This is a genomic window from Kiloniella spongiae (genome assembly GCF_001026905.1).
Taxonomy (GTDB): domain Bacteria; phylum Pseudomonadota; class Alphaproteobacteria; order Kiloniellales; family Kiloniellaceae; genus Kiloniella; species Kiloniella spongiae.
In genome coordinates this window covers 270,413-291,535 of sequence record NZ_LAQL01000002.1, presented here as the reverse complement: position 1 = coordinate 291,535, position 21,123 = coordinate 270,413, and the positions used below count along the sequence as shown (strand labels likewise).

The 21,123-nt window shown below is 44.0% G+C and carries 22 protein-coding genes; 12 read left to right on the top strand and 10 right to left on the bottom strand.

The features are described 5' to 3' along the window. The first annotated feature begins 14 nt into the window (after positions 1-14). On the top strand, positions 15-1,217 hold the full coding sequence (gene metZ, locus WH96_RS01355) for an O-succinylhomoserine sulfhydrylase (RefSeq protein ID WP_047762774.1): 1,203 nt from the start codon (positions 15-17) through the stop codon (positions 1,215-1,217). Positions 1,218-1,273: 56 nt separating this feature from the next. Here metZ and WH96_RS01350 read toward each other — a convergent pair whose 3' ends face one another. Then, complete coding sequence (locus WH96_RS01350) at positions 1,274-1,705, bottom strand: Lrp/AsnC family transcriptional regulator (RefSeq protein WP_047762327.1); 432 nt, start codon at positions 1,703-1,705, stop codon at positions 1,274-1,276. A 118-nt stretch (positions 1,706-1,823) separates the two neighbouring features. Here WH96_RS01350 and WH96_RS01345 point away from each other — a divergent pair, with 118 nt between their 5' ends. Beyond that, a complete protein-coding gene (locus WH96_RS01345; protein ID WP_047762326.1) occupies positions 1,824-2,135 on the top strand; it encodes a cupin domain-containing protein in 312 nt (103 codons plus the stop codon). On the opposite strand, the gene WH96_RS01340 is transcribed toward WH96_RS01345, so the two are convergent. Further along, on the bottom strand, positions 2,127-2,588 hold the full coding sequence (locus tag WH96_RS01340; protein ID WP_047762325.1) for a GNAT family N-acetyltransferase: 462 nt from the start codon (positions 2,586-2,588) through the stop codon (positions 2,127-2,129). The genes WH96_RS01345 and WH96_RS01340 overlap by 9 nt on opposite strands. 62 nt (positions 2,589-2,650) lie before the next feature. Beyond that, a complete protein-coding gene (gene pbfA, locus WH96_RS01335) occupies positions 2,651-4,045 on the bottom strand; it encodes a (R)-1-hydroxy-2-aminoethylphosphonate ammonia-lyase (protein WP_047762324.1) in 1,395 nt (464 codons plus the stop codon). A 114-nt stretch (positions 4,046-4,159) separates the two neighbouring features. Here pbfA and WH96_RS01330 point away from each other — a divergent pair, with 114 nt between their 5' ends. After that, positions 4,160-5,032 (top strand): LysR substrate-binding domain-containing protein, encoded by an 873-nt coding sequence (locus WH96_RS01330; protein ID WP_047762773.1) that lies wholly within the window; start codon positions 4,160-4,162, stop codon positions 5,030-5,032. A 7-nt stretch (positions 5,033-5,039) separates the two neighbouring features. On the opposite strand, the gene WH96_RS01325 is transcribed toward WH96_RS01330, so the two are convergent. Beyond that, positions 5,040-5,804 (bottom strand): PIG-L deacetylase family protein, encoded by a 765-nt coding sequence (locus WH96_RS01325; protein WP_047762323.1) that lies wholly within the window; start codon positions 5,802-5,804, stop codon positions 5,040-5,042. 16 nt (positions 5,805-5,820) lie between these two features. After that, complete coding sequence (locus WH96_RS01320; RefSeq protein ID WP_053005541.1) at positions 5,821-6,690, bottom strand: GNAT family N-acetyltransferase; 870 nt, start codon at positions 6,688-6,690, stop codon at positions 5,821-5,823. Between the two features lie 226 nt (positions 6,691-6,916). Here WH96_RS01320 and WH96_RS01315 point away from each other — a divergent pair, with 226 nt between their 5' ends. From WH96_RS01315 to WH96_RS01305, 3 genes are all read left to right on the top strand, one after another. Continuing rightward, positions 6,917-7,258: an EamA family transporter gene (locus tag WH96_RS01315; protein ID WP_047762322.1), complete on the top strand. Its 342-nt coding sequence runs from the start codon at positions 6,917-6,919 to the stop codon at positions 7,256-7,258. Positions 7,259-7,281: 23 nt separating this feature from the next. After that, a complete protein-coding gene (locus WH96_RS01310) occupies positions 7,282-8,274 on the top strand; it encodes a glycosyltransferase family 2 protein (RefSeq protein ID WP_245629393.1) in 993 nt (330 codons plus the stop codon). A 109-nt stretch (positions 8,275-8,383) separates the two neighbouring features. Continuing rightward, positions 8,384-9,652 carry a hypothetical protein gene (locus tag WH96_RS01305; protein WP_156176656.1) on the top strand — a complete coding sequence of 423 codons (1,269 nt, stop codon included), beginning with the start codon at positions 8,384-8,386 and terminating at the stop codon, positions 9,650-9,652. A gap of 1 nt (position 9,653) precedes the next feature. Here WH96_RS01305 and WH96_RS01300 read toward each other — a convergent pair whose 3' ends face one another. The 3 genes from WH96_RS01300 to WH96_RS21005 all read right to left on the bottom strand — a co-directional run bounded on the left by WH96_RS01300 (position 9,654) and on the right by WH96_RS21005 (position 11,970). Beyond that, complete coding sequence (locus WH96_RS01300) at positions 9,654-10,256, bottom strand: HD domain-containing protein (RefSeq protein WP_047762319.1); 603 nt, start codon at positions 10,254-10,256, stop codon at positions 9,654-9,656. Positions 10,257-10,317: 61 nt separating this feature from the next. Beyond that, positions 10,318-11,181 (bottom strand): type 1 glutamine amidotransferase, encoded by an 864-nt coding sequence (locus tag WH96_RS01295; protein ID WP_047762318.1) that lies wholly within the window; start codon positions 11,179-11,181, stop codon positions 10,318-10,320. Positions 11,182-11,211: 30 nt separating this feature from the next. Beyond that, a complete protein-coding gene (locus tag WH96_RS21005) occupies positions 11,212-11,970 on the bottom strand; it encodes an HAD family hydrolase (RefSeq protein WP_053005539.1) in 759 nt (252 codons plus the stop codon). A 473-nt stretch (positions 11,971-12,443) separates the two neighbouring features. Between WH96_RS21005 and dusA the strand changes: the two genes are divergently transcribed. The 3 genes from dusA (at position 12,444) to WH96_RS01275 (ending at position 14,946) form a co-directional block, all read left to right on the top strand. Continuing rightward, a complete protein-coding gene (gene dusA / locus WH96_RS01285; RefSeq protein ID WP_047762317.1) occupies positions 12,444-13,442 on the top strand; it encodes a tRNA dihydrouridine(20/20a) synthase DusA in 999 nt (332 codons plus the stop codon). Positions 13,443-13,508: 66 nt separating this feature from the next. After that, positions 13,509-13,961 (top strand): OmpA family protein, encoded by a 453-nt coding sequence (locus WH96_RS01280; protein WP_047762316.1) that lies wholly within the window; start codon positions 13,509-13,511, stop codon positions 13,959-13,961. A gap of 73 nt (positions 13,962-14,034) precedes the next feature. After that, entirely contained in the window at positions 14,035-14,946 is a 912-nt protein-coding gene (locus WH96_RS01275; RefSeq protein WP_047762315.1) for a polysaccharide deacetylase family protein, read from the top strand. Positions 14,947-14,955: 9 nt separating this feature from the next. Here WH96_RS01275 and WH96_RS01270 read toward each other — a convergent pair whose 3' ends face one another. Next, the gene (locus WH96_RS01270) at positions 14,956-16,254 is read right to left on the bottom strand and encodes a 3-deoxy-D-manno-octulosonic acid transferase (RefSeq protein ID WP_047762314.1); all 1,299 of its coding nucleotides are present in this window, start codon (positions 16,252-16,254) and stop codon (positions 14,956-14,958) included. A 10-nt stretch (positions 16,255-16,264) separates the two neighbouring features. Beyond that, positions 16,265-17,392 (bottom strand): glycosyltransferase family 4 protein, encoded by a 1,128-nt coding sequence (locus WH96_RS01265; protein ID WP_047762313.1) that lies wholly within the window; start codon positions 17,390-17,392, stop codon positions 16,265-16,267. Between the two features lie 475 nt (positions 17,393-17,867). Between WH96_RS01265 and WH96_RS01260 the strand changes: the two genes are divergently transcribed. The 3 genes from WH96_RS01260 to WH96_RS01250 all read left to right on the top strand — a co-directional run bounded on the left by WH96_RS01260 (position 17,868) and on the right by WH96_RS01250 (position 21,108). After that, positions 17,868-18,635, top strand: a complete 768-nt coding sequence (locus WH96_RS01260; RefSeq protein ID WP_156176655.1) for a hypothetical protein — start codon at positions 17,868-17,870, stop codon at positions 18,633-18,635. Between the two features lie 90 nt (positions 18,636-18,725). Then, entirely contained in the window at positions 18,726-19,508 is a 783-nt protein-coding gene (locus tag WH96_RS01255) for a response regulator transcription factor (RefSeq protein ID WP_245629391.1), read from the top strand. A 121-nt stretch (positions 19,509-19,629) separates the two neighbouring features. Further along, positions 19,630-21,108, top strand: coding sequence for a sensor histidine kinase (locus WH96_RS01250; RefSeq protein ID WP_156176654.1), 1,479 nt, complete (start codon positions 19,630-19,632; stop codon positions 21,106-21,108). Positions 21,109-21,123 lie beyond the last annotated feature (15 nt).

Sequence of the window (21,123 nt, the reverse complement as noted above, 5' to 3'; positions counted from 1 at the left end):
AATGGAATAGAAAGATGACGGACAGCAATTCAAATGCTTCAGCACGCAAGCTTCGCCCCCAGACTGAACTGGTGCGCGGCGGGCTCATGCGCAGTGGCTTTGATGAGACAAGTGAAGCGCTGTACCTGAACTCTGGCTATGTTTACAGTTCAGCAGAAGAAGCCGAAGAAGCTTTTAATGGTGATCGTGAACGCTACGTCTATTCCCGCTATGCAAACCCGACGCTTTCCATGTTTGAAGAGCGTATGCGATTGCTGGAAGGTGCAGAAGTCTGCCGTGGAACGGCAAGCGGCATGGCCGCTGTTAATGCAGCGCTTCTTTCGCAGGTTAAAGCAGGTGATCGTGTTGTGGGTGCCAAAGCTCTCTTTGGTTCTTGCCTGTTTATTTTGAACGAACTGCTGCCACGCTATGGCGTCGAGACAGAGGTTGTTGATGGAACGGATTTAAGCGCTTGGGAAGCTGCGCTTGCCAAAGGTGCAAAAGCTGTTTTGTTGGAAACACCGTCTAATCCGGCACTTGATATCATTGATCTCAAGGCCGTGTGCGATATGGCACATGCAGCGGGCGCGCTTGTCATCGTGGATAATGTTTTTGCGACGCCAATGTTGCAAAAACCATTGGAATATGGTGCGGATATTGTTGTCTATTCAACAACTAAGCATATCGACGGACAAGGACGTTGCATGGGAGGTGCCATTCTCTGTTCTCAGGAATTTGATGCCGATCACCTCAAAGATTTTCTGCGCCACACTGGTCCGTCCATGAGCCCCTTCAATGCCTGGACGATGGTTAAGGGACTTGAGACACTAGCCCTACGCGTTGACCGGATGAGCGATAATGCCTTGGCGCTGGCAAGCCATATCGAAGGTCTGCCAGGACTTAAGAAGGTGATTTATCCCGGGCTGAAATCACACCCGCAATACGCCCTTGCCATGGCACAGATGTCAGGGAAGGGAAGTACGTTGATTGGTCTGGAACTAGAGGGCGGTAAAGAAGCAGCCTTTAAAGTTCTAAATCGTCTCCGTGTTGCCGATATTTCAAATAACCTTGGGGATTCTAAAACACTGATTACCCATCCATCTTCGACAACGCACCAGCGTTTGAGCGAAGAAGAGCGTCTGGCGGTGGGTATAACACAGGGTTTCTTACGCATTTCTGTCGGTCTTGAAGATGCTGATGATCTGAAAGAAGATCTGGAACAGGCAATTCGAGGATAGTGTAAAAACGATTCCTGATATGCAGTGATTAAAAGGCCATCTGAACAGGTGGCCTTTTATTTTTCAAAATGGGTTTTCAAAAGTGTCGAGGTTGTTATGTGGGCAACTTCGGGGTAACAGGATATCTCTTCTCTAATCTTGTTTGCTCTTTGCAGATGATCCGTTGATAACTGAATGATCATATCAATATCTCCACCAAGTGAATGACATGCCGTTATTTCGTGGATTTCAGCCAAGCGAGGTGCAATGAGTTCACATGATGGGTGATGCGTTTTTACCATCAGGTAAAATGTCAGAGGTGTCTCTTTTTGTGCCTTCTTTAAAGTGTATCCGGCGATGTCGCCATCTCTTTCAAGGCGCTTGACCCGTTCGATAAGGGCTGTGCGTGAAAGCCCAACACCTGCAGCCAGTTCTTTGATTGAAGCGCGCGCATTATTGCGTAACAGCGTTAATATTTTCAGATCTTTGTGATCAAGAGATCGGGACATGTTGTTAAGAATGGCATAGTTAAAATAACAGGCTGAGCCTTACATCATGCCTATATCATCAGTTTGAACAAGCTCTTACCATAAATAGAAATATAACTGTTAAGAGATGAGGTTCAAAATGAAGTTTATAGAAACAGCAAAGTTTATCGGTAATGCTGCTTGGGATGCGATGGACATTGCACAGATTGAAGGAGCAACCGTTCGGCTTCATTGGACGGACGAGCCGTATAAATGGCATAAGAATGACGGGGATGAAGTTTTTGTCGTTCTGAATGGTAAGGTAAGAATGCTCTATAAAAAATTTGGACAAGAACTGGAGCAACTGATTGATGCAGGTAATATATTTTACGCTGGCGAGGGAGACGAGCATGTTGCTCATCCCGTTGGTATTGCCCGTGTTTTGGTGATTGAAAAGGCTGGCTCAATCTAGGCTGAGTTTCATGCCTTCGTGGCTCGCCTTGAAACCAAATTTTTCGTAAAATTTGAAGGCATCAGGACGAGCTTTGTCAGTTGTCAGTTGGACCAACTCACAACCATGTTTCCGACACTCTGAAATAGCCCACTCAAACATTTGGCTGCCAAGACCTGAACCACGATGACTGGAAGCTATACGGACACTTTCAATCTGTCCCCGCCACATCCCAAGGCGAGAAAGGCCGGGAATGAATGTTAGCTGTAGACAACCAATAATCTCCTCCTCTTGCTCAACAACGGCAAGATACTGGTTCGGGTCTTTATCAATGGCTTCGAAGGCTGCACTGTACTTTGGGTTCACTGGCAGCGAAGCATCTTCACGCTTCGCGCCGAGTTTGTCATCTGCCAGCATGGAAATGATAACCGGAAGATCCAGTTCCTGTGCGGGTCTGAAAGAAATATTTGTCATCGTATGAAGATAAAGTTGATTTGGGCCTTCATCAACGTGTTCGTTACATCAAAAAGAGAAAGTTAGCGGTATCCCAGTTTTTTCTCAACTTCATCCAGGCATATATCAATGATGTTCATGGCGTATTCCATGTCTTGTTGAGTTGTGACCAGAGCTGGGGTGAAGGTGAGAACATTCCCCATAGTGGTCTTGAAGCTCAGCCCTTTGTCCAGAGCATGATAGAGCACCATATCTGCCGCGTTATTAGCTGGTTCACGCGTATCTCTATCTGTGACAAGTTCTGCGCCAAATAAGCAACCTCGTCCTCTGACATCCCCGATTAAGGGGTGACGCTGTTGCATTTCTTGCAGACGTTCCAAGGCAAAGGTCCCGACGTTCGCTGCATTTTCGACCAGACCTTCTTCTTCTACAATCTGTAATGTGGTCAGCGCAGCCCGTGTCGTTACCGGGTTCTTTTCATGTGTATAGTGACCATAGGCGTAACGGTCGGCAATATCCAGTTCAGGGCGGCAAATTGTTGCCGCGATAGGAAGAATGCCACCCCCGAGACTTTTGCCAACAACAAGAATATCCGGGATGACATCATCGTATTCGCAAGAGAACATCTTGCCGGTTTTACCCAATCCTGTAGGAATTTCATCAAAAATCAGAAGGGCACCAAAGTCGTTACAGGCTTCACGGACTTTTTTCCAAAATCCGGGCGGGGCTATATAAGGTATTGCACGGGTTGGCTCGGCAATGACTGCGGCAACGTCTCCTTCTTTTTCCAGAACATACCGGATGGTGTTTGCGCAAAGCTCAGCGGAACCTTCTTTGACGCCCCATGCGTTGCGATAGTCCCCAAACGGAGGCACATGTTCTGTGCCGGGTAGGAGAGGGCCAATGGGGCCAGAGCGGAACATTTCTTCACCACCAATAGAGCGCGCACCGAAACCTGCGCCATGGAATGAGTCCCAGAACGAAATTGTTTTGAAACGTCCTGTTTTTGCACGGGCATAGGCGAGGGCAATTTCGATGGCATCTGATCCCCCGGTTGCGAAGAGAACCTTGCTTAGATCGCCGGGGGCCAGGTCGGTTAGTTTTTCAGCCAATTCTACTGCAGGATCACAGGTAAAGCGTCGCGGCGCAAAGGGAAGATCGTCCAGTTGTTGTTTGATCGCTTGTTTTAAACGCGGGTGACCATAGCCAATATGATGCACATTGTTGCCATGAAAATCCATAAAGCGATGTCCACGATTGTCTTCAATCCAGATACCTTCGGCTTTTTTAATTACCGAAAGGCAGGGGGTGGAAACGGATTGATGCAGAAAGACCTTTTCGTCTCTGCGTAGGAGATCTTTTGCATCAGAATTAATATTTCTGTCGTGCCAGTCTTTCCGTCTAGGAGAATGATTTACGTCCCCCTCAGCACCTTGAGGGGTTCTTTGATTTGTTGGCTGTATGTTGTTGTTGTTCATCGCGCCATGACCTTTGCGGGCTTTATTGATTTGTTATGAACTATGAAATATATGATGATATAAGTCCAATTGGATGTTTTGATTTTAGATATAATTAAAAGTTATGATTACGAAATGAATCTGTCTCAGTTAAGAGCATTTAACGTTGTGGCGCGTGAAGGTAGTTTGACGAAAGCCGCAGAATATTTGTCCATTAGTCAGCCAGCAGTAACGGCACATATCCGGGCCTTGGAAGAAAGGTATGAACTTAGCCTTTTTCGCCGAAACAGCCGTGGCGTTACCTTGACCGAGGTTGGCGAGGATCTCTTGAAAATTTCAGTGCAGATTTTTGCGCTTGAAGATAAAGCTTCTGAGCTTTTGAGCGCGACAAAGGAGTTACGTAGCGGTACATGTCGGATAGCGGCTGGTAGTCCCTATTTCATTGTTCCAATTATTGCTGCCTTTCAAGAAAAATACCCTGAAGTGCATATAGGCTTGAACATTGGTAACTCGCAAAAGGTAACAGCCGACCTCTTGGCCGAGAAAGTGGATATTGCTTTACAAACCGGGTGGGAAGAAAATCCGTTGGTTGAAGCAATACCTTTCTATCGGCATCGTGTAGTTGTTTTCTGTTGTCAAAACCATCCCTGGTCACAATCCGGCAAGAGACAAATCAAGTTATCAGAGTTAAGTAGAGAGAAAATGATTTGGCGTGAACCTCAATCAATAACCCGCCAGGTTTTTGAAAAAGCTTGTCAGGCCAAATCGCTCAATATTAAACCCACCATGGAAATTGCAAGTCGGGAAAGCCTTTTTGAGGCGGTAGCAGCTGGCTTGGGTGTTGGAATTGTGTCTTCCCATGAACTACCAAAAGATCAACGTGTTCACGTGCTTAATATTGCAGATGTTGATTTGGAAACGATAGAATATCTTTTAACTCTGAAGCGCCGGAGAGAACTTAGAATTGTAAGAGCTTTTCATGATGTTGCGGAGCGATTTCGAAGGTAACTGTTTATTAACACTTGAAATGTTGTTTCAAAAATGCCGTTACGCCTGCTTTGAATTCATCATAACTCAATACCTTTCTTGCTTCGTATAGAAGTATTCCCGTATGAGGCGGGAGCTGTAAGCGATTGATATTGCACAACTGCAACTTTTGATGACCATCGAATAAATAATTGATCAGAGTAAAAGGGAGTAAGCCGATCCAAGTTTTTAATTGTGATGGGTAACGGCAGCAATAGGTGATAAATCGTATTCTGTCGCCCCATGACATCTGCGTCCTTTGAATTGGACCATTTTCTGGAATTGGCTTGAGAACATGATATAAAGCCCAAGGTAGAGTATGCCCATTATAAAGAGAAAATTGGAAAGTTTGTCCCATGCAGGCATGTTTTTGTGCCATGGCTAGGCCAAGGATATGAGCTGCGTCATGATCTTGGTGCCCGCCTTCCCAAGCATGGATGTAAAGTGTGCTTGGAGGACCTATAAGGTTAAAAAGGGTATCAAGGCTTTTCTCTGCTATATGGAGATTTTGATATAATTTTCCATCACAGAGTTTGTTTTCACATCCAATAAAGTGAATTTGTTTTTTTTCAATTCCAAACTTAGATAAAACATCGGTGCTTTCTTTGTTTCTTCGTTTAGATATTGAACCGTCAAGAGTGCCTGTTGTCAGGTAAATGATGTGAACATCTTTTTTTGAATTTGTAAGATCGCTAATTGCTTTGAATACGCCAAACTCATCATCTTGGTGTGAAAATAAAAACACGTGTGACATCGCAACATAATCCTATTTAGTAGGCATCAAAATCTAGAAAGTTAAAATAAAGGTGTCGCTTATCTATCTCTAGATTACGATTTTGCAGGTCGCGAAAAATCAGATTTAGTGGTGAAGGCTTCAGCCTTTGTGGAATGGAAATATAGCTTCCCCAGGCAGTTCCTTGGGGAATCACTCCGAGCATCAAGCGTAGCCCCACTCCAAATGAATTTGATACTATTTCTGTATTTTTATCCAAGCTGATCTCAGTAAAGGCTTTAATTGCAGGTTTATCTGTACAGGCTTCTACCTGTGAAAAAGTGTCAGATTTCCTAGTAATGAGGGCTGGGTTGTTGGGGTTGGATATCCGCCAGGAAAAAGATTGTTGTGTCCAACAGTGTCTAATCAACGATTCAGAATGATTTAGCGTATGGCGGGTTTTGCGAGGGAATGTACCGATACCTATCCGGGCGTCTAGTGGAGTGACAAGAGTAAAGTCAAGCTTTTTAATGAAGCCAGACGTTGAGTTGTTGTTTGCTACGCCGATAACAAATTCATAGCCAAGTTCAGTAGCTGTTTTATATGTCTCGTCTGCCAGTTTGGTAAAAAGCCCCTTACCACGATAATCAGGATGGGTTGCGGTATTAAGAGAGAGTAGCCCTTTTCGTTCTGTTCCCGCAAAGGACCAACGAATTGGAATTGTAGAGTAGTGCGCGGCTAAGGTGTCTTTATCCCATGCATCAAAGCCAACGACTTTACCTTCTGGATTTTTATGGTAAAGCCAGAGAAGATATTTCACGGCTTTGTTTGGGGTTGTCAGGTGAGGTGCGTTGTCAAAGCACAGCCCGAACAATTTGCTGTATTCATTAATGAGATCTAAGGATGATTCAACTGGAGTGAAATTCAAAGTTGATACTCTAATTTAAAGTGTGAGTGTGTGTTGATCTGTTTAAAATATCTATAATCAGCTCTATTTGTCTAGCGGCTTTAGAGCTAACGTATGTTATATTCTATATACTTATATGTGTTTAGTTCATATTGTTATTGCGCCTTTTAACATATATAGAATTGAGATTGTTGTAATCTAATTATTATGTTGAGTCCTTATTGTCATATAGAGAAATACTCTGTTTATGAAAATTCTTATTTTATTTCTTTTCACCTTAGTGATGTCTTCTGGCCAGCTTCTTTTTAAAAAAGCATCATTGGATATTAATTGGAATGAAGGACTTCTCGGTTTATTTAACCCATGGCTGATTACAGGTATAATTTTGTATGGAATAGCAACGTTAGTTTGGGTGTGGATCTTAAAAACAGTTCCCTTAAACTTTGCTTACCCGTTTACGGCTTTGGCATTTGTTATTGTTCCTGTTGCAGCGTCTATTCTTTTTAAGGAAAGTTTGGGGTGGCAGAATGCTGTCGGAACCATATTTATTATTGCAGGGATTGTTATTATTTCTGTGAAAGAAATTTAAGTAGCATAACGATGAGAGATGCGGTGAAAGATAAAAAGACATCCATTGTTGTTGTGATCCCTTGTTATCAAGTTAAATCTCACATTAAAGATGTGCTTGAGGCTATTCCAAATTTCGTTGATGCGATTATTTGTGTTGATGATGCTTGTCCTGAAAAGTCTGGTGACTTTATTGAAGCGAATATTCAGGACAATCGTATAACGGTTTTAAGGCATTTTGATAACCGAGGTGTCGGCGGTGCAATGATCACCGGCTTTGATGCTGCACTAAAGGCCGGTCACGATATTGCCGTTAAGATTGATGGTGATGGACAAATGGATCCAAGCTTGATCTCAGGGTTTATTGACCCGCTTCTTACGGGGGAAGCCGATTATACAAAAGGTAATCGTTTTTGGGATAGCCGTAGTCTCGTCGCCATGCCGAAAGTTCGTCTTTTCGGGAATGCTATTCTCGGGTTCATCAATAAATTTTCATCAGGCTACTGGCGAATAATGGATCCAACAAATGGGTTTCTAGCAATTCATCTTTCGGTGTTTCAGCTTTTGGATACGTCTAAAATTGCCTCTAGTTACTTTTTTGAAAGTGATATGCTATTTCGCTTAAATTTGATACGAGCAGTTGTTCTAGATATTCCTATGGAAGCCAAATATGGTGATGAAATATCAAATTTGAAAATTAGTAGGGTTATTTTACCATTTCTAGGTGGGCATGTTCGGAACTCTGTGAAACGATTAGTATATAGCTATTTTCTCAGAGATTTTAGCTTGGCATCATTGGAATTTATAATAGGGCCAATGCTTATTTGTTATGGGGCGATATTTGGGGTTTGGCATTGGTATTTGTCTGCATTTCAAGGACAACAGGCAACTCCGGGGCAGGTTATGCTTGCTGCCTTACCTATGATAGTTGGTTTGCAGCTTGTGTTATCAGCTTTGAATTTTGATATCACGAATGAACCAAAGACACCTTTGAATAAACGGTTAAAACGTAGATCTGATATTGATCGTGATAATTAAATTTTTCAGAGATGTTAAAATTGTTTGAGTGGCTATTTTTGTGACAAAAAAAATAAACTTATATTTACTTCCTTTAATACTTTGTTGTCTCATTGCTTTTGTTCAGGCAATGAAAATTGGATATCAGGAACCTGTTGCCGACGCTCTGGGGTATGTAGATCGGGCCATAAATTTTGCATTCCTTCCTCTTGCTGAAACGAGTAATGGTATAATTGTAGCACCGTTATATCCTGGTTTTCTTAGCTTTATGATGTCGATTGACCCCGGAGTAGAGCAGGCTATTCAATGTTATGCTGCTCGCGAAGGTGGGTGTGATGTTTCTGGGTTGGCTTCTGTTTATACTGTTCAGACTGTATTGATTGCCCTGGAGACTTATTTTTGCTACCTCGCCGCTCTTTTTTTGACAAAACGGTTTTGGCTATCTCTATCAGTGATGATTCTGGTTCTTATCGCTGGTCGCATGTCAGAATACACAACTTGGTTAATTACAGAAACATGGGCTTTTTTCGGCTTCATCAGTTTTATAACGTGTTTGGCCTATGCCCTTAAAGTCAAAGACCATTTTATTGTCTTTGGATTGATGGGGCTTGGGTTATGCATTGCTGTTTTGACTCGACCATCTTTTTTGTATTTGGTGTATTTTCTGATCCTAGGCATTCCTTGTTACTGGCTTTTTGTTAAAAAAGAGGGGGCAAAGGAAATCTTATTTAAGACAGGTGTTTTTCTACTTCCCTTTATCTTGTTTGTTATTCCCTGGATGTTTCGAAATTATTCATACCACGGTGTTTTCGGGGTAAGTGCAGGCTATGGCCCTTATATTCTTTCGGAACGAGTTGCTTATAATATGATGAGTTGGACGGAGTATGCTGTCAGCTTTATCTATTGGTTGCCGGATTTTGGTGATTCACTAAGTAAAAGCCTTTTCCCGGCAGAACTCTATCAGAAGCTCGATTTTGGCTATCCGGAAGGGTATTATAAATATGGTAATTCTGTTATGAGAGCTGAAATTTATGAGCAGGCTGCGACCGAGAAAGAACGTATCAGTCTTTTGCTTAACGGTTATATTTTACCGGATATTGTGAAACATATCATGGTGACTTTGTCATTGTCTCTTCGTGGAATGTGGGTGGCAAAGTATTTCGGGTTGATTGGTGTTCTTGCCCTGATCCCGGGGTTTATACAGTTGAAAAAAATTGCTGGTACTGCACCTGTGATGTTTTTTGCATTCCCGTTTTTCTTTATGGTCGGGTTTAATGCATTCGTTTCTGTCAGTATTCCCCGGTATAATGTTCCGCTGGTTATGATTTACGCTATCGCGATTGTTTTGACGGCGTGTTCAATCTGGAAATTAGTGCAGCCATTTCTCGTGCGTCGCTGACTTAGCTAAGTTCTTCAAAGCGCTTTAGAAAATTCTTTTTTGCCTCTTGTGGGGATATGCCTGTGATGCGGATATTCGGCATTGATCGCGGTTTGCCAAATATCTTGCTGGCTTCCTTGTCGCTGAAACCGGCTAGTTGGGTGGCTTCAAGGTAAGCGGCCATACGATCTGCACGTTTTATGAGTTTGTTGGTTGTGTCTGGTAAATTGGCGGGGAGACCAAAGCGAACATGGATGGCCTGCATCAATCTGTTTTCTAGATACTTGTACCCACTGCCAATCGCGTATTTAAAGGGAGTTATCAAGTCGCCGATAACATATTCGGGGGCATCATGAAGCAGGGCGGCCAGACGGATTTCTATTTTTGAATCAGGCTTCAGCAGACCAACAATTTCTTCCACTAATAGAGAGTGTTCGGCAATGGTGTAGCCCCATTCGCCAATCGTTTGTCCGTTCCAGCGGACTTCGCGTGAAAGACCGAGCGCGATATCTTCTATTTCAATGTCGAGAGGTGAAGGATCGAGAAGGTCCAGCCGTCGCCCGCTTAGCATACGCTGCCATGCACGAGGGGCGGGTGCAAATTTCTCTTTTTTGGGTGTGCTCATAAATCAGGTCTGTTTCTCAGTGCGAGCCACAGACCTGATTTTGTAAATCGTCTGCAGCGGGTTAGCGTCTGCGGGCCATCGTTGGAATGACGAGGCGTTCAATCCAGTTCTTAACTTCTGCCTGACGAATGTCGGCGTTCATGATGTCATGATCAATACCAAGTAACCACCACAGATCTTTTCTGCTTGGATCTTGATGAAGTGCTTCGAGCATGTCCACAAATTTTTGAGCATCGTCGATGTTTGTAAAGAACCCTTTGTCCACAAGCTTTTGTTTGCGGCAATAACAAAGCCTGGCCATTTCGTGGAGATCATATTCCGGGTGGTATTGTACGGACCAGAATACACCGCCCTTGTGGGTTACGGATACGGCCTGAACTGATGTCCAGTCGTTAGAAGCCAATACTTGTCCATTGGGGGGAAGATGAGTGATTTCATCATCGTGACTGATAAAGGCATCAAAGACTGACTTTTTACCTTCGAACAGGGGATGGGCACGACCTTCAGGTGTCAGGGAGATTTTGCGAGCAAAGCCCATTTCTCTGTCTTTAGGGTTAACCGCGCAGGCACCGCCGGCGGCAACGACAGAGATTTGTGCCGCCCAGCAGCTACCAAAACTTGGCACTTGCGCCTCATAAGCGGCTTTGGCAAATTCGATCTGAGGGACAACTTTTGGATCATCAGAGTGAACGGTCAGGCTTGATCCTGTCCAGGCAATACCATCATATTGCTCTAGGTCAGCGCCAAAGGGAAGGCTGGCCCCCGGATCTGCGGGGTAAACTATATCACATTTGGCGCCTGGGCTTTGTGTTTCCAGCATCTTGACATAAAGGTCGCCTGCAGTAGAGGCTCCGCCTTCTTTCAGGCCGTCTCGTCCTTCTTTGGCATAGCCATCGACAACGAGGAAACGTGGGTTTTGAGACATGTCGTCTTTCTCCGGTTTGGACTCTAAGTGTTATTTACTGATATCTGCGAGGGCATCAATTGCAGCAGGTAAATCTGCATAGCTGTTAACAATCGCATCAGCTGTCGTGTGCCCTTGGTCCGCATCGCGTGTTGCGGTAAAAAGTATGGCTTTCATACCCAATGCATGCGGACCTTTGATGTCGTTGTGGTCTCGATCCCCGATATGCAACATTTCTTCAACCTGAACACCAAGCTGTTTTGCTGCTGCATCAAACATACTGCGATGGGGTTTTGAGTGTCCGACTTCGTCAGAAAAAGCAAAGCCACTGAAGTATTGTTTTAGGTCGTAATCTTCAAGAATTTGGCGAAGACCTGTTCCTGGTGTAACAATCGCATCTGAAACAATGCAAAGTTTATAGCGGCTTGAAAGATCAGCCAGAGCTGCTTTGACACCATCAATTGCATTGGGAGGGATGTTTACTTCCATATCGCCAGTCTCTTTGACTACGCGATCAAAAAGGTCTTTTGGAAGGCTGCGATCCAGGCCGTTGAGAATAGCACGAATGCGCTGTTCAACGGTCCAGTTTATAAAGAGTTCTTTCCAGACAATATTGAAAGAGGCATCGGCGACATCGTATGCAAGAGTGACTGTTTCCATATCAATGGGTGCGATTTCGTTCAGAGCTGTCCAGACAATATGGCGACGTTCTTCTCTTTTGCTTCTCAATCCCTGAGCAACACGTTTAGGTTCGTCTGAATCGTCATCAACGATTGTATCCCATAGGTCAAAGGTGATGGCCTTGATCATTGCGGGCTTCCTCTTTCAATTCTGTGCGTGGTTTAGAACGCAGAGTTAATAAGGTGTTTGTGTCATTTTTGACTTATGGTGCCGATCATAAAATGGATTATCGGTTTGAACAAGTTTAAAGTGGGATAATAGTGGTTATTTAGTATTGTGTGTGGTTTATTTGATCTTAATTTGTCAAATATGGAGGATTGGATTGTTTTAAAAACGACTTTTGTGGTGCTGAGTGGTCTGGCTTGAGCGATGTGTGTGGCGAGTTATTTGTTTGAAAATGTGACTTTATAGATTGTTTGAAGGTGAGGGTGTTAATGCCGACTTGTCGATATAGCCTCTGAAGCATCAATCATTTGATGTTTGTGTTATTGCTGTTAAAAGGCCTGTATCTTTAAATATATTGAATATTGTGTTGTAGGGTTAACGAAGGTTACCCCTTTTCTAGGTAACACTGGTTTACGAGGCCAACACTGGGTAGTTTGATGGGAAATAAAGCGTTGAACAGAAAAGTATGCGTTGCCCCTATGCTTGATTGGACTGATCGGCATGAACGCTCTTTTTTGCGGATGATTTCGCAGCATACGGTTCTCTACACAGAAATGATAACAACAGGCGCATTGCTTCATGGTAGAGACCCTGAGCGATTTTTGAAGTTTGATAAGCAAGAGCATCCGATCGCATTACAACTTGGGGGAAGTGATCCAGAGGCGATCAAAACGTGCGCGGCTAAGGCTGCGGCTTTTGGATATGACGAAGTTAATCTTAATGTTGGATGTCCCAGTGATCGGGTTCAAAAGGGGCGGTTTGGGGCCTGTTTAATGGCTGAGCCTGATTTGGTTGCAGAATGTGTGTCTGCAATGGCTCAATCTGGACTTGCAACGACAGTCAAGACACGCATCGGAATTGACGAACAAGACTCTTATGAATTTTTGCACGAGCTTGTGACAAAGGTGAAAGATGCAGGTTGCCAAACGCTGATTGTTCACGCCCGTAAAGCTTGGCTAGAGGGCTTGAGCCCGAAACAGAACCGAGAGATCCCTCCGTTGAAATACGATGTCGTGTATCGTGTTAAACAGGATTTTCCAGATCTGGAAATCATCCTCAATGGTGGTGTGCAAACGCTTGAGCAAGTTGAAGGCCATCTCGCAAATGTGGATGGCGTGATGATTGGCCGTGAAGCTTACCAAAACCCGTATATCCTAGCAGAGGTTGATCAGAGGTTTTATGGGGAAACGAAGATCAAAGATCGTAGTGAGGTTGTTGATCAACTCTGTATCTATGCTGCAGAAAGAGTTGCCGAAGGCGTGCCTGTAAAGTCAATAACACGTCATGTACTTGGTCTTTTTAACGGTCTGCCGGGTGCCCGTGCTTGGAGAAGAAGTTTGAGCCAAAATGCCTTTAAGCCCGGTTCTGATGAAAGTGTAATTCGACAAGCCTATGAAGAGTTCCTGGACGCAGGGCAAGCGCGCGAAGTTGCTTGAGGTGGTCTTCCTGCCGTCAGTAAGTTAAACTGGTTACAGAAATCACATTTGAAGGGGGGACTTGTCATGGTTAGGTTTCTTGTTAAATATTTTGTTTCCGGGGTCTTTGTGCTGGGGGGCAGTATTTCATCTGCAGTGTCCAGCCCGGTTGATTGTTCTGTGCCTGTTGATCAAAGCCCTCTTGTGACCAAAGTGATTTATTTTGAAGTTGGACAATCCAGTCTTTCTAAGAAAGCGCAAAAGAAAATAGACGACCTTTTTAACGTTATTGATGGCCATCCTTCGCTTAAAATCTGTGCTATTGGCCAAGCTGATAAACAAGGCGATCCTGACGCAAATAAAAAACTGTCTCTTAAGCGGGCACAAAGTGCCAAGAATTACCTTATTAAAAAAGGTATTGCCAAAAAGAGAATTGAGACTGTTTTCCGTGGTGAAGCCTATGGAAGCTTTTCTCTTTGGGGGTCTGGAGAAAAAGCAGATGAAGACCGTCGTGTGGAAGTCATTGCCTATAAAGAATGAGGCACCAGTTTTTTTTATGGCTGATGTCTGCACAATAATGGCATTTGAGAAATGGCTATACTGGGAAAAATAAATGTCGGCTGAATATCTGGGTGGCCACATCCTATTATATCATGGTGTTTTTGAAAGCATTCCAACAGGCTTGGAAAGCCGGTTACATAACGTCAGCCCGGTTGATTTTCGGGAACAGATAAGGTGGTTACGGGGGCAGTTTGAAGTCGTTTCTTTGAATGATTTTATTGCTGTGCCGGACAAGCGAGGCCTCGCAACGATTACCTTTGATGATGCTTATGCAGATCTATTCACCAATGCAATACCTTGGTTAATCGAAGAAAAATTGCCATCTACGATATTCCTTAACAGTAACCTCATTGATGGAGCCATTTTCTGGCGAGATAAAGTACGACTTATTCTATCGAAAAAGCTCGAAAAGGCTTTCCTGAAATATTTTGAGCATGAAAAATGGATTCAGAGCATAAAGACCGAACGGTTTTATAAAGACAGTAAAAAAGTTGAGTTAAATAGCCAGTTTGTTGATCAGGCGTTGGATACTTTTCTTGTGGAGAACAACCTTGAGGATGAGTTAGACGCTCTTACTAAAGTTATCGCGACCGAAGACGATTTAATTGATAATCCCTTGGTGAGTTATGGGAACCATAGTGCGTCTCATTATGTTCTATCTTCTTTAACGCCAGATCAGCAACGGAAAGAGATTGTATCCGGTCAAGCTTGGTTGAACAGTAGAGAATATAGGCGAACATCTTCGTTTGCAGTTCCTTTTGGTGGCACAAAAGATATCAATCCAAATACGTTTCGCTTTGCAAAGGAAGCAGGCTGTTCTGCTGTTTTGATGAGTAGGCGGGCCGTAAATACGATGAAGCAAAAAGATCCTGTAACAGAGTTACTGATTTTGGAAAGATATATGACGCCACCGACATTGGAAGAGTTGGTGGATCTGTCACATAAATTGGATCGAATTGCTTAAGGCCGTTATTTATTCTGTTATTGGTTCTGCAGGAAGCTTTTGCAATATCTCGTTAGCCACATCGTTAATTTCTTGCCCACGGTCTTTTACATAAGCGGCTGCTTTTTGTGCTAATTTTTGTTGATGTGATTTATTGAGTAAAAGCTCTTCCATTTGTGCCGTAATATTCTCTGTCTGGGAGAGTTTTATAATCGCGTTATTCTCGACCATTTCATTACAAATCTCTTCAAAATTCTGCATATCAGGCCCACAGATAATGGCGCAATTTTGTCTAGCTGGTTCAAGAAGGTTTTGCCCCCCTTTGCGTAATAGTGAACCCCCGATAATGACGACAGGTGAGAGCGCATAAAAAAGCCCGAGTTCCCCTAATGTATCCGCGAGATAGATGGAGGTATCTTCTGTAATGGGATTACCTTCACTTCTGAGGTTAAGAGGAAGGTTTTTTCCCTGAAATTCATTGAAGATTTCAGCCCCCCGTTCCGGGTGTCTTGGGGCGATTATACACAGGAGATCAGGAATTTTTTCTCTTAATTTTTCGTGCGTTTCTGCCAAAAAAACTTCTTCGCCCCTATGCGTGGAACTAGCAAACCAGACTGGCCGTGTTCCGATGCGTGTAACAAGCTCTTCGAGATCATCTTGCTTATAAGCTAGGGGAGACGCAGCAAACTTAAGGTTGCTCTGTTTCTTGACGTGTGGTGCTCCTAATTCTGTAAAACGTCGTGCATCCGTAGAGGATTGGGCGAGAATCAGGTCGAACTGTTTGAGTAGGTCCTGGATGAAAAATGATGCTCTCGCCCAAGACTTTGCGGATTTTTGCGACATACGTCCGTTGAGGAGTACAAGAGGAATGCCTTTGGCTTTTGTCTGAAAAATCATATTGGGCCATAGCTCGGATTCAATAATCAAAGCGATATCTGGGCGCCAGCTTTTTAGAAAATTGCCAATGGCCAGAGGTAGATCAACTGGTACAAACTGATGGATAGCGTAATCAGGTAGCCGCTCTTCCATCAATCGCGCTGACGTTGCCGTACCTGTCGTGACCAGAAACTTTAAATCAGGTTGAAGGACGTGAAAAGTTTCAAGTAGAGGGAGTATTGAAAGAGATTCGCCGACAGATGCACCGTGTATCCACACTAGCTTGCCCTTGGGTCTTACTTGTGAAGTATGCCCGAGCTTTTCTGTGAACCGGGAAGGATGCTCTTTGCCGCGCTTTATACGTTTTGTTAGATGGTATTTGACGAGCGGTGTCATGATCGTCGCAACAGAGGCATATAAACCCATGGCAATTTTTGTGCGTAGTGTCGTCATGCACTTTGCCTTAGTTTAGATTCAAGATCTTGAGCTGGGTTTCGATTATCTTTTGCTCGTCATAGAGAGCTAAAGCACGTTCTCTGCTTGCTGTGCCCATGGTTTCACGTAGCTTGGGACTGTTCACAAGTTTACAAAGGGCGTCGGACAGTTTCTCGGGTTCGTTCACAGGAACCAGGATACCAGTCTTTCCGTCATCGACTTCTTCCCGGGATCCTCGGATATTTGTTGCAACAACAGGGAGGCCAGTCATCATTGCTTCGATAATTGATCTTGGCATTCCTTCTCGGTGAGAAGGAAGTGTGAAGATATCGGCTGCGCGCATTATTTGGTTTACGTTATCACGATACCCCAAAAAACGGATGCGCTTTTTTAATTTTCCATCTGTTTTGGCTTGTGCCATTGCATCGTCAATGTCGGTAGCATGATCACTTTCAAGGCGATCCCCAACAATCCACAACGTTGCATTAACCTTTTTCATGGCTTCAATAAGTTCAACATAACCTTTTTCCCTGACCAAGCGTCCAACCATCAAAATAATGGTTTCGTCATCTTTCGCACCCAATTCTGTCCTAAGAGCTTTTCGGTAGGATTTGGGAGATGCAGGATAAAATTTATTGACGTCGATGCCATTGCCTATGGCAACGATTGTTCCATTCTTGCAAAGCTTATGCTTTTTTGCTGTTTCCGCATCTTCCTGCGCTTGTGTGAACAGGGTGTCTGTAAAACGTCCTGCAAACCATTCCAGTCCGACAAAAATGTTTTTCTTTACTGTGTGCATGTTTTCGTGGAAATAAAAACCGTGGGCTGTATAGGCGATTTGGGGAATTCTGGCTACACGCGCTGCGAAGCGGGCAATTAGGGATGCTACTGGTGTGTGGGCGTGAACCAGATCAAACTTTTCATCTTTGAAAAAACGAGTTAAATTCCCAAATGATTTGGTATGAGAAAGAATATTAAAAGATCGTTCGATCTCAATGGTTTCTACCCGAAAGCCTTCAGCGCGAATTTTTTCGACCAAAGGGCCGTCGCTACATACGCCAACAACTTCATGTCCTGCATCCCGCATTCCCTTCATCAGGGGAAGAAGCATATGGTAAAGCGAGAAATCGACAGCGCAAATTTGGCAGATTTTCATTCGGTTCCTGCTGATTAATTCTAAGAAAACATACCCAGACATGGGCATCATATAGTTGTCGGGCTCATACGGAAATGTATTAGTAAAATTATTTCCAAAAATGAGTGTCTGACATACCGACTTATTTGAGGTGACGCAATGCTTGAAGCCGTTAATTCTATAGGCTTTTATTTGTTGCCCTTTCTCAAATAATTGTTATTTGGTGCAGAGCTTCCTTTAAAATGACATTTTTTCAGGTTTATAACCAAATGTGAGCGGAATCGCCTTTCCGTGGTCATCGATGCTTCTATCGTTTATGATTACAGTGACGGTTTTGTTGCCTTCAATCTTCTGACGAGATTCTTGCTGAGGTTTCTGAAGGGGGGAAGTCGCTCTACATGCTCTGATATTGGGCTGCTTTTATTGCTTATTGGATGTTTATTTGTAACACCGATTAAGCCTTGACCACAAAATGAACACAAGCCTTGGAAGGTTTGTGTCGATAAGGGATAGTCAGCGTTCGCGCTACGAAACAATTATGCTGGGATGTCATCTAGGAATGAACAGGATCGGGGGATCGCTTCGTTATCCATTTTTCTTTGTAACGATGCTTCTTTTGGCTGGATGTAGTAATTTTCCAGGTAAAGGTGGCTTCTTTGCGGACAAAAATAATGCAAGTGATGCACAGAGGCCTGCTGAACCTCAGATTGCCGCGCGCGGTAATGCAAAGCATGAACCACAAGTTGCTTCCGTGCACGAGGTGCCGAAACCAAAATGGAAACCGAAAGATATTCCAAATAGGCCGGAACCAGCAGAAGACTTGCTGGCATCGCAATCCGATCAAAGCATTTCAGAAAGATCGCTGCTGGTTACGCCAAAAATCAGCGACTTGCTTGGTATGTCTTTTCTTCAGGTTCGGGAAAAATTAGGGCAACCTGTGTGGATTAGGGATGTCTATCCCGCCCGCGTTTGGGGATATGATATTGAAAGCTGTAGCCTGCAAATTTTTTTCTATCCGAAACTGGATCAGGCCGGGGATTATCGGGTTCTGGCTTATGAAAGCGGTTTGAACGGTGATGGCGTTTCAAAAGTTACATCGCTTAAGGCTGATGATGAAAAGTTGGCCGAAAGCGCTTCTCCGTTAAAACCTGGTACAATTAGTGATGAAGATCATGCTGTCGTTCAGGCTTGTTTTCAAAAAATTATGGAAGATACCAATTCTTTAAAAAAGGATGTTCCTGACAGTTTGTCGCCTGATTCATGAGGCAAATTGATATGTACAGTGAGTTCTTCAATAAAGTTATGATGTGTGTGACCACTCGAAAGTAATGAATGTGAATGCAGGAGATAGAAAATGATGGCAGCGACGACGGTAGTTGAGACGGTAAGTCCGCGCGTTATTTTAGTTGATGATGACGACCTTTTCCGGGAATCACTTGGGCTGAACCTTTCCGAGGAAGGGTTTAATGTTATTGATTTTGATAATGGTTCTGATGTGTTGAGCTACTTATTGAACGAGCCCTCGCTTGATCCAATCCTTTTGGACTGGCGTATGCCCGGATTGGACGGTTTGGCTGTTCTTCGGCGTTTACGCGAAGCGCGGATGAACAATCCGGTTATTTTCCTGACGATGTTGAGCGATGAAATTTATGAAGAAGCTGCTCTTCGTTGGGGGGCCGTTGATTTTATAGATAAGTCGAGACGCTTGCCAATCATTCTACAGCGTTTGCGGCTGATTGCCGAAGGAACAAAAGGTAGTTCTTCTTCTCAAGCAGATGAAAGTGATTCTGGCAATCCGTTATCTTCTCGGATTGGCGATCTTGAAATCCGCGAGGACATCATGCGGGCTTATTGGAAAGGCGAACAACTCGACTTGACACTAACAGAGTTTGCAATTGTCTGCTTTCTTGCTACAGGCATTGGTAACGATGTTAGCTATCGCCAGATATATGATCTTGTTCATGGTAAAGATTTTGTCGCGGGCTATGGCACAGATGGCTACAAAGCCAATGTGCGTTCTTTCATTAAACGCATACGTAAAAAATTCCGCGAAATTGATGATGATTTTGAGCACATTGAAAACTATCCCGGATTTGGCTATCGCTGGCGGAATGATGGTCCGTCAGGCACGGCTTAACTTACCCAAAGGTTAGATCGTGAAGCACCAGAGCGTGATTATAAATAACAGTGAACAGAAGAAAGTTCGGCGGTCGCGGTTGAGCCGAGCTGTACACTCTTTGTTTGCAAAATTTGTTATTATGCTTTTAGTGTTTTTTGCTGTTCCAGCCCTTTTGTATCAAGAATTCCGCCAAGCAGATCTTGATCGTCAAAACATTGTTTTGACCGCCGTGCGTGAACAAGGACGTCTGATGGCCGAAAGTTTGCGGCCAATGCTTGAGAGTGCAGATCCATCTATTCTATTGGATTTACCAGAAGAAATTGAACGTATTGCGACCAAAGGAAATGGTATTAAAGTTCTCTTCCGTCCTGCTGGTGAAGAGGGTGTACAGGGGGTGTTTTTTGTTGCTTCCGAACCGAGGCTTTCAGCGGACGAGCTTCGTAAAGAGCGCGAAACACTGGTTGCTCAGGGTGTCTTTGATAATTTGACGGCCAGTTGTTTGATCGAGCGCCCAATGGCGATAAGGCATTTGCGCCCAAGCGGGATTGAAGAGCTTCTCACCTCTATGACTGCAATAAGAACGGACGCAGGATGTTGGGCGGTTATTGCGACACAGTCGGCGGAAGTCTTTCTTGGATCGTCCATTGGACAACCCTATTGGAAAACACTTGAAGTTCAGATCGCCGCCGCAATTTATCTCGGCATGGCGCTTATTCTTACCATTCTTGTGTTTACGGTCTGGCGCGATTTGATGCGTTTTCGGGATCTCGCCCGGGGAATCCGTGAAGGCAGCGTGGATAAAAGCAGCTTTATGATGAGTAACAAAGTTCCGGAACTTGAACCTGTTGCTCATGAATTTGATCGAATGACTCATACTCTGCGTGAGTCATCTGATTCAATCCGTCGTGCAGCGGAAGATAACGCGCATGCCTTTAAAACGCCGCTGGCAATTATCAGACAAGCGCTTGAGCCGTTAAACAAAACGGTCGAGACCGAGAACAAAAGAGGCCGCCGAGCTCTTCAGGTGGTTGAAGAAGCTCTCGATCGTTTGGAAAACCTGGTTTCGACAGCTCGCCATCTTGAGCATACCTCAGCTGAGCTCTTGAACCCGCCCAGAGAAAACATTGATCTTTCGGCTCTCTTGCTGCGAATGCTCGAGGCTTATAATGTGAGCTTCTCTCAGCAAGGTGTTATTCTGCAAAGCTCGATAGATCATGAAATCTCAATCCTTGCTGGCGAAGACATGCTGGAAACCATTCTTGAGAACATTATTGATAACGCCCTTGAAGTTTCTCCTCGTGGTACGACGGTTACCGTTGATTTAATCAATGGCAAGAAAACAGCTGAATTAGCAGTGCGTGATCGCGGGCCCGGCGTGCCGGAAAGTGAATTGGAGCGTATTTTCGAGCGATACGTTTCTTATCGCCCCAAAAAAGTCGGACATGATGCTGATGAGAGTGTCAAACAAAGTGCAGGCGTTGGATCCTCTCATCACATGGGGATCGGGTTATGGATTGTTCGCAGAAATGTTGAGGCTATTGGTGGCTATGTCCGTGCTGAAAACCGTCAGGATGGTGGCCTGTCTATTATTGTTTCACTTCCGCAAAATGGTGAATAAAAAAACGTTTACTTC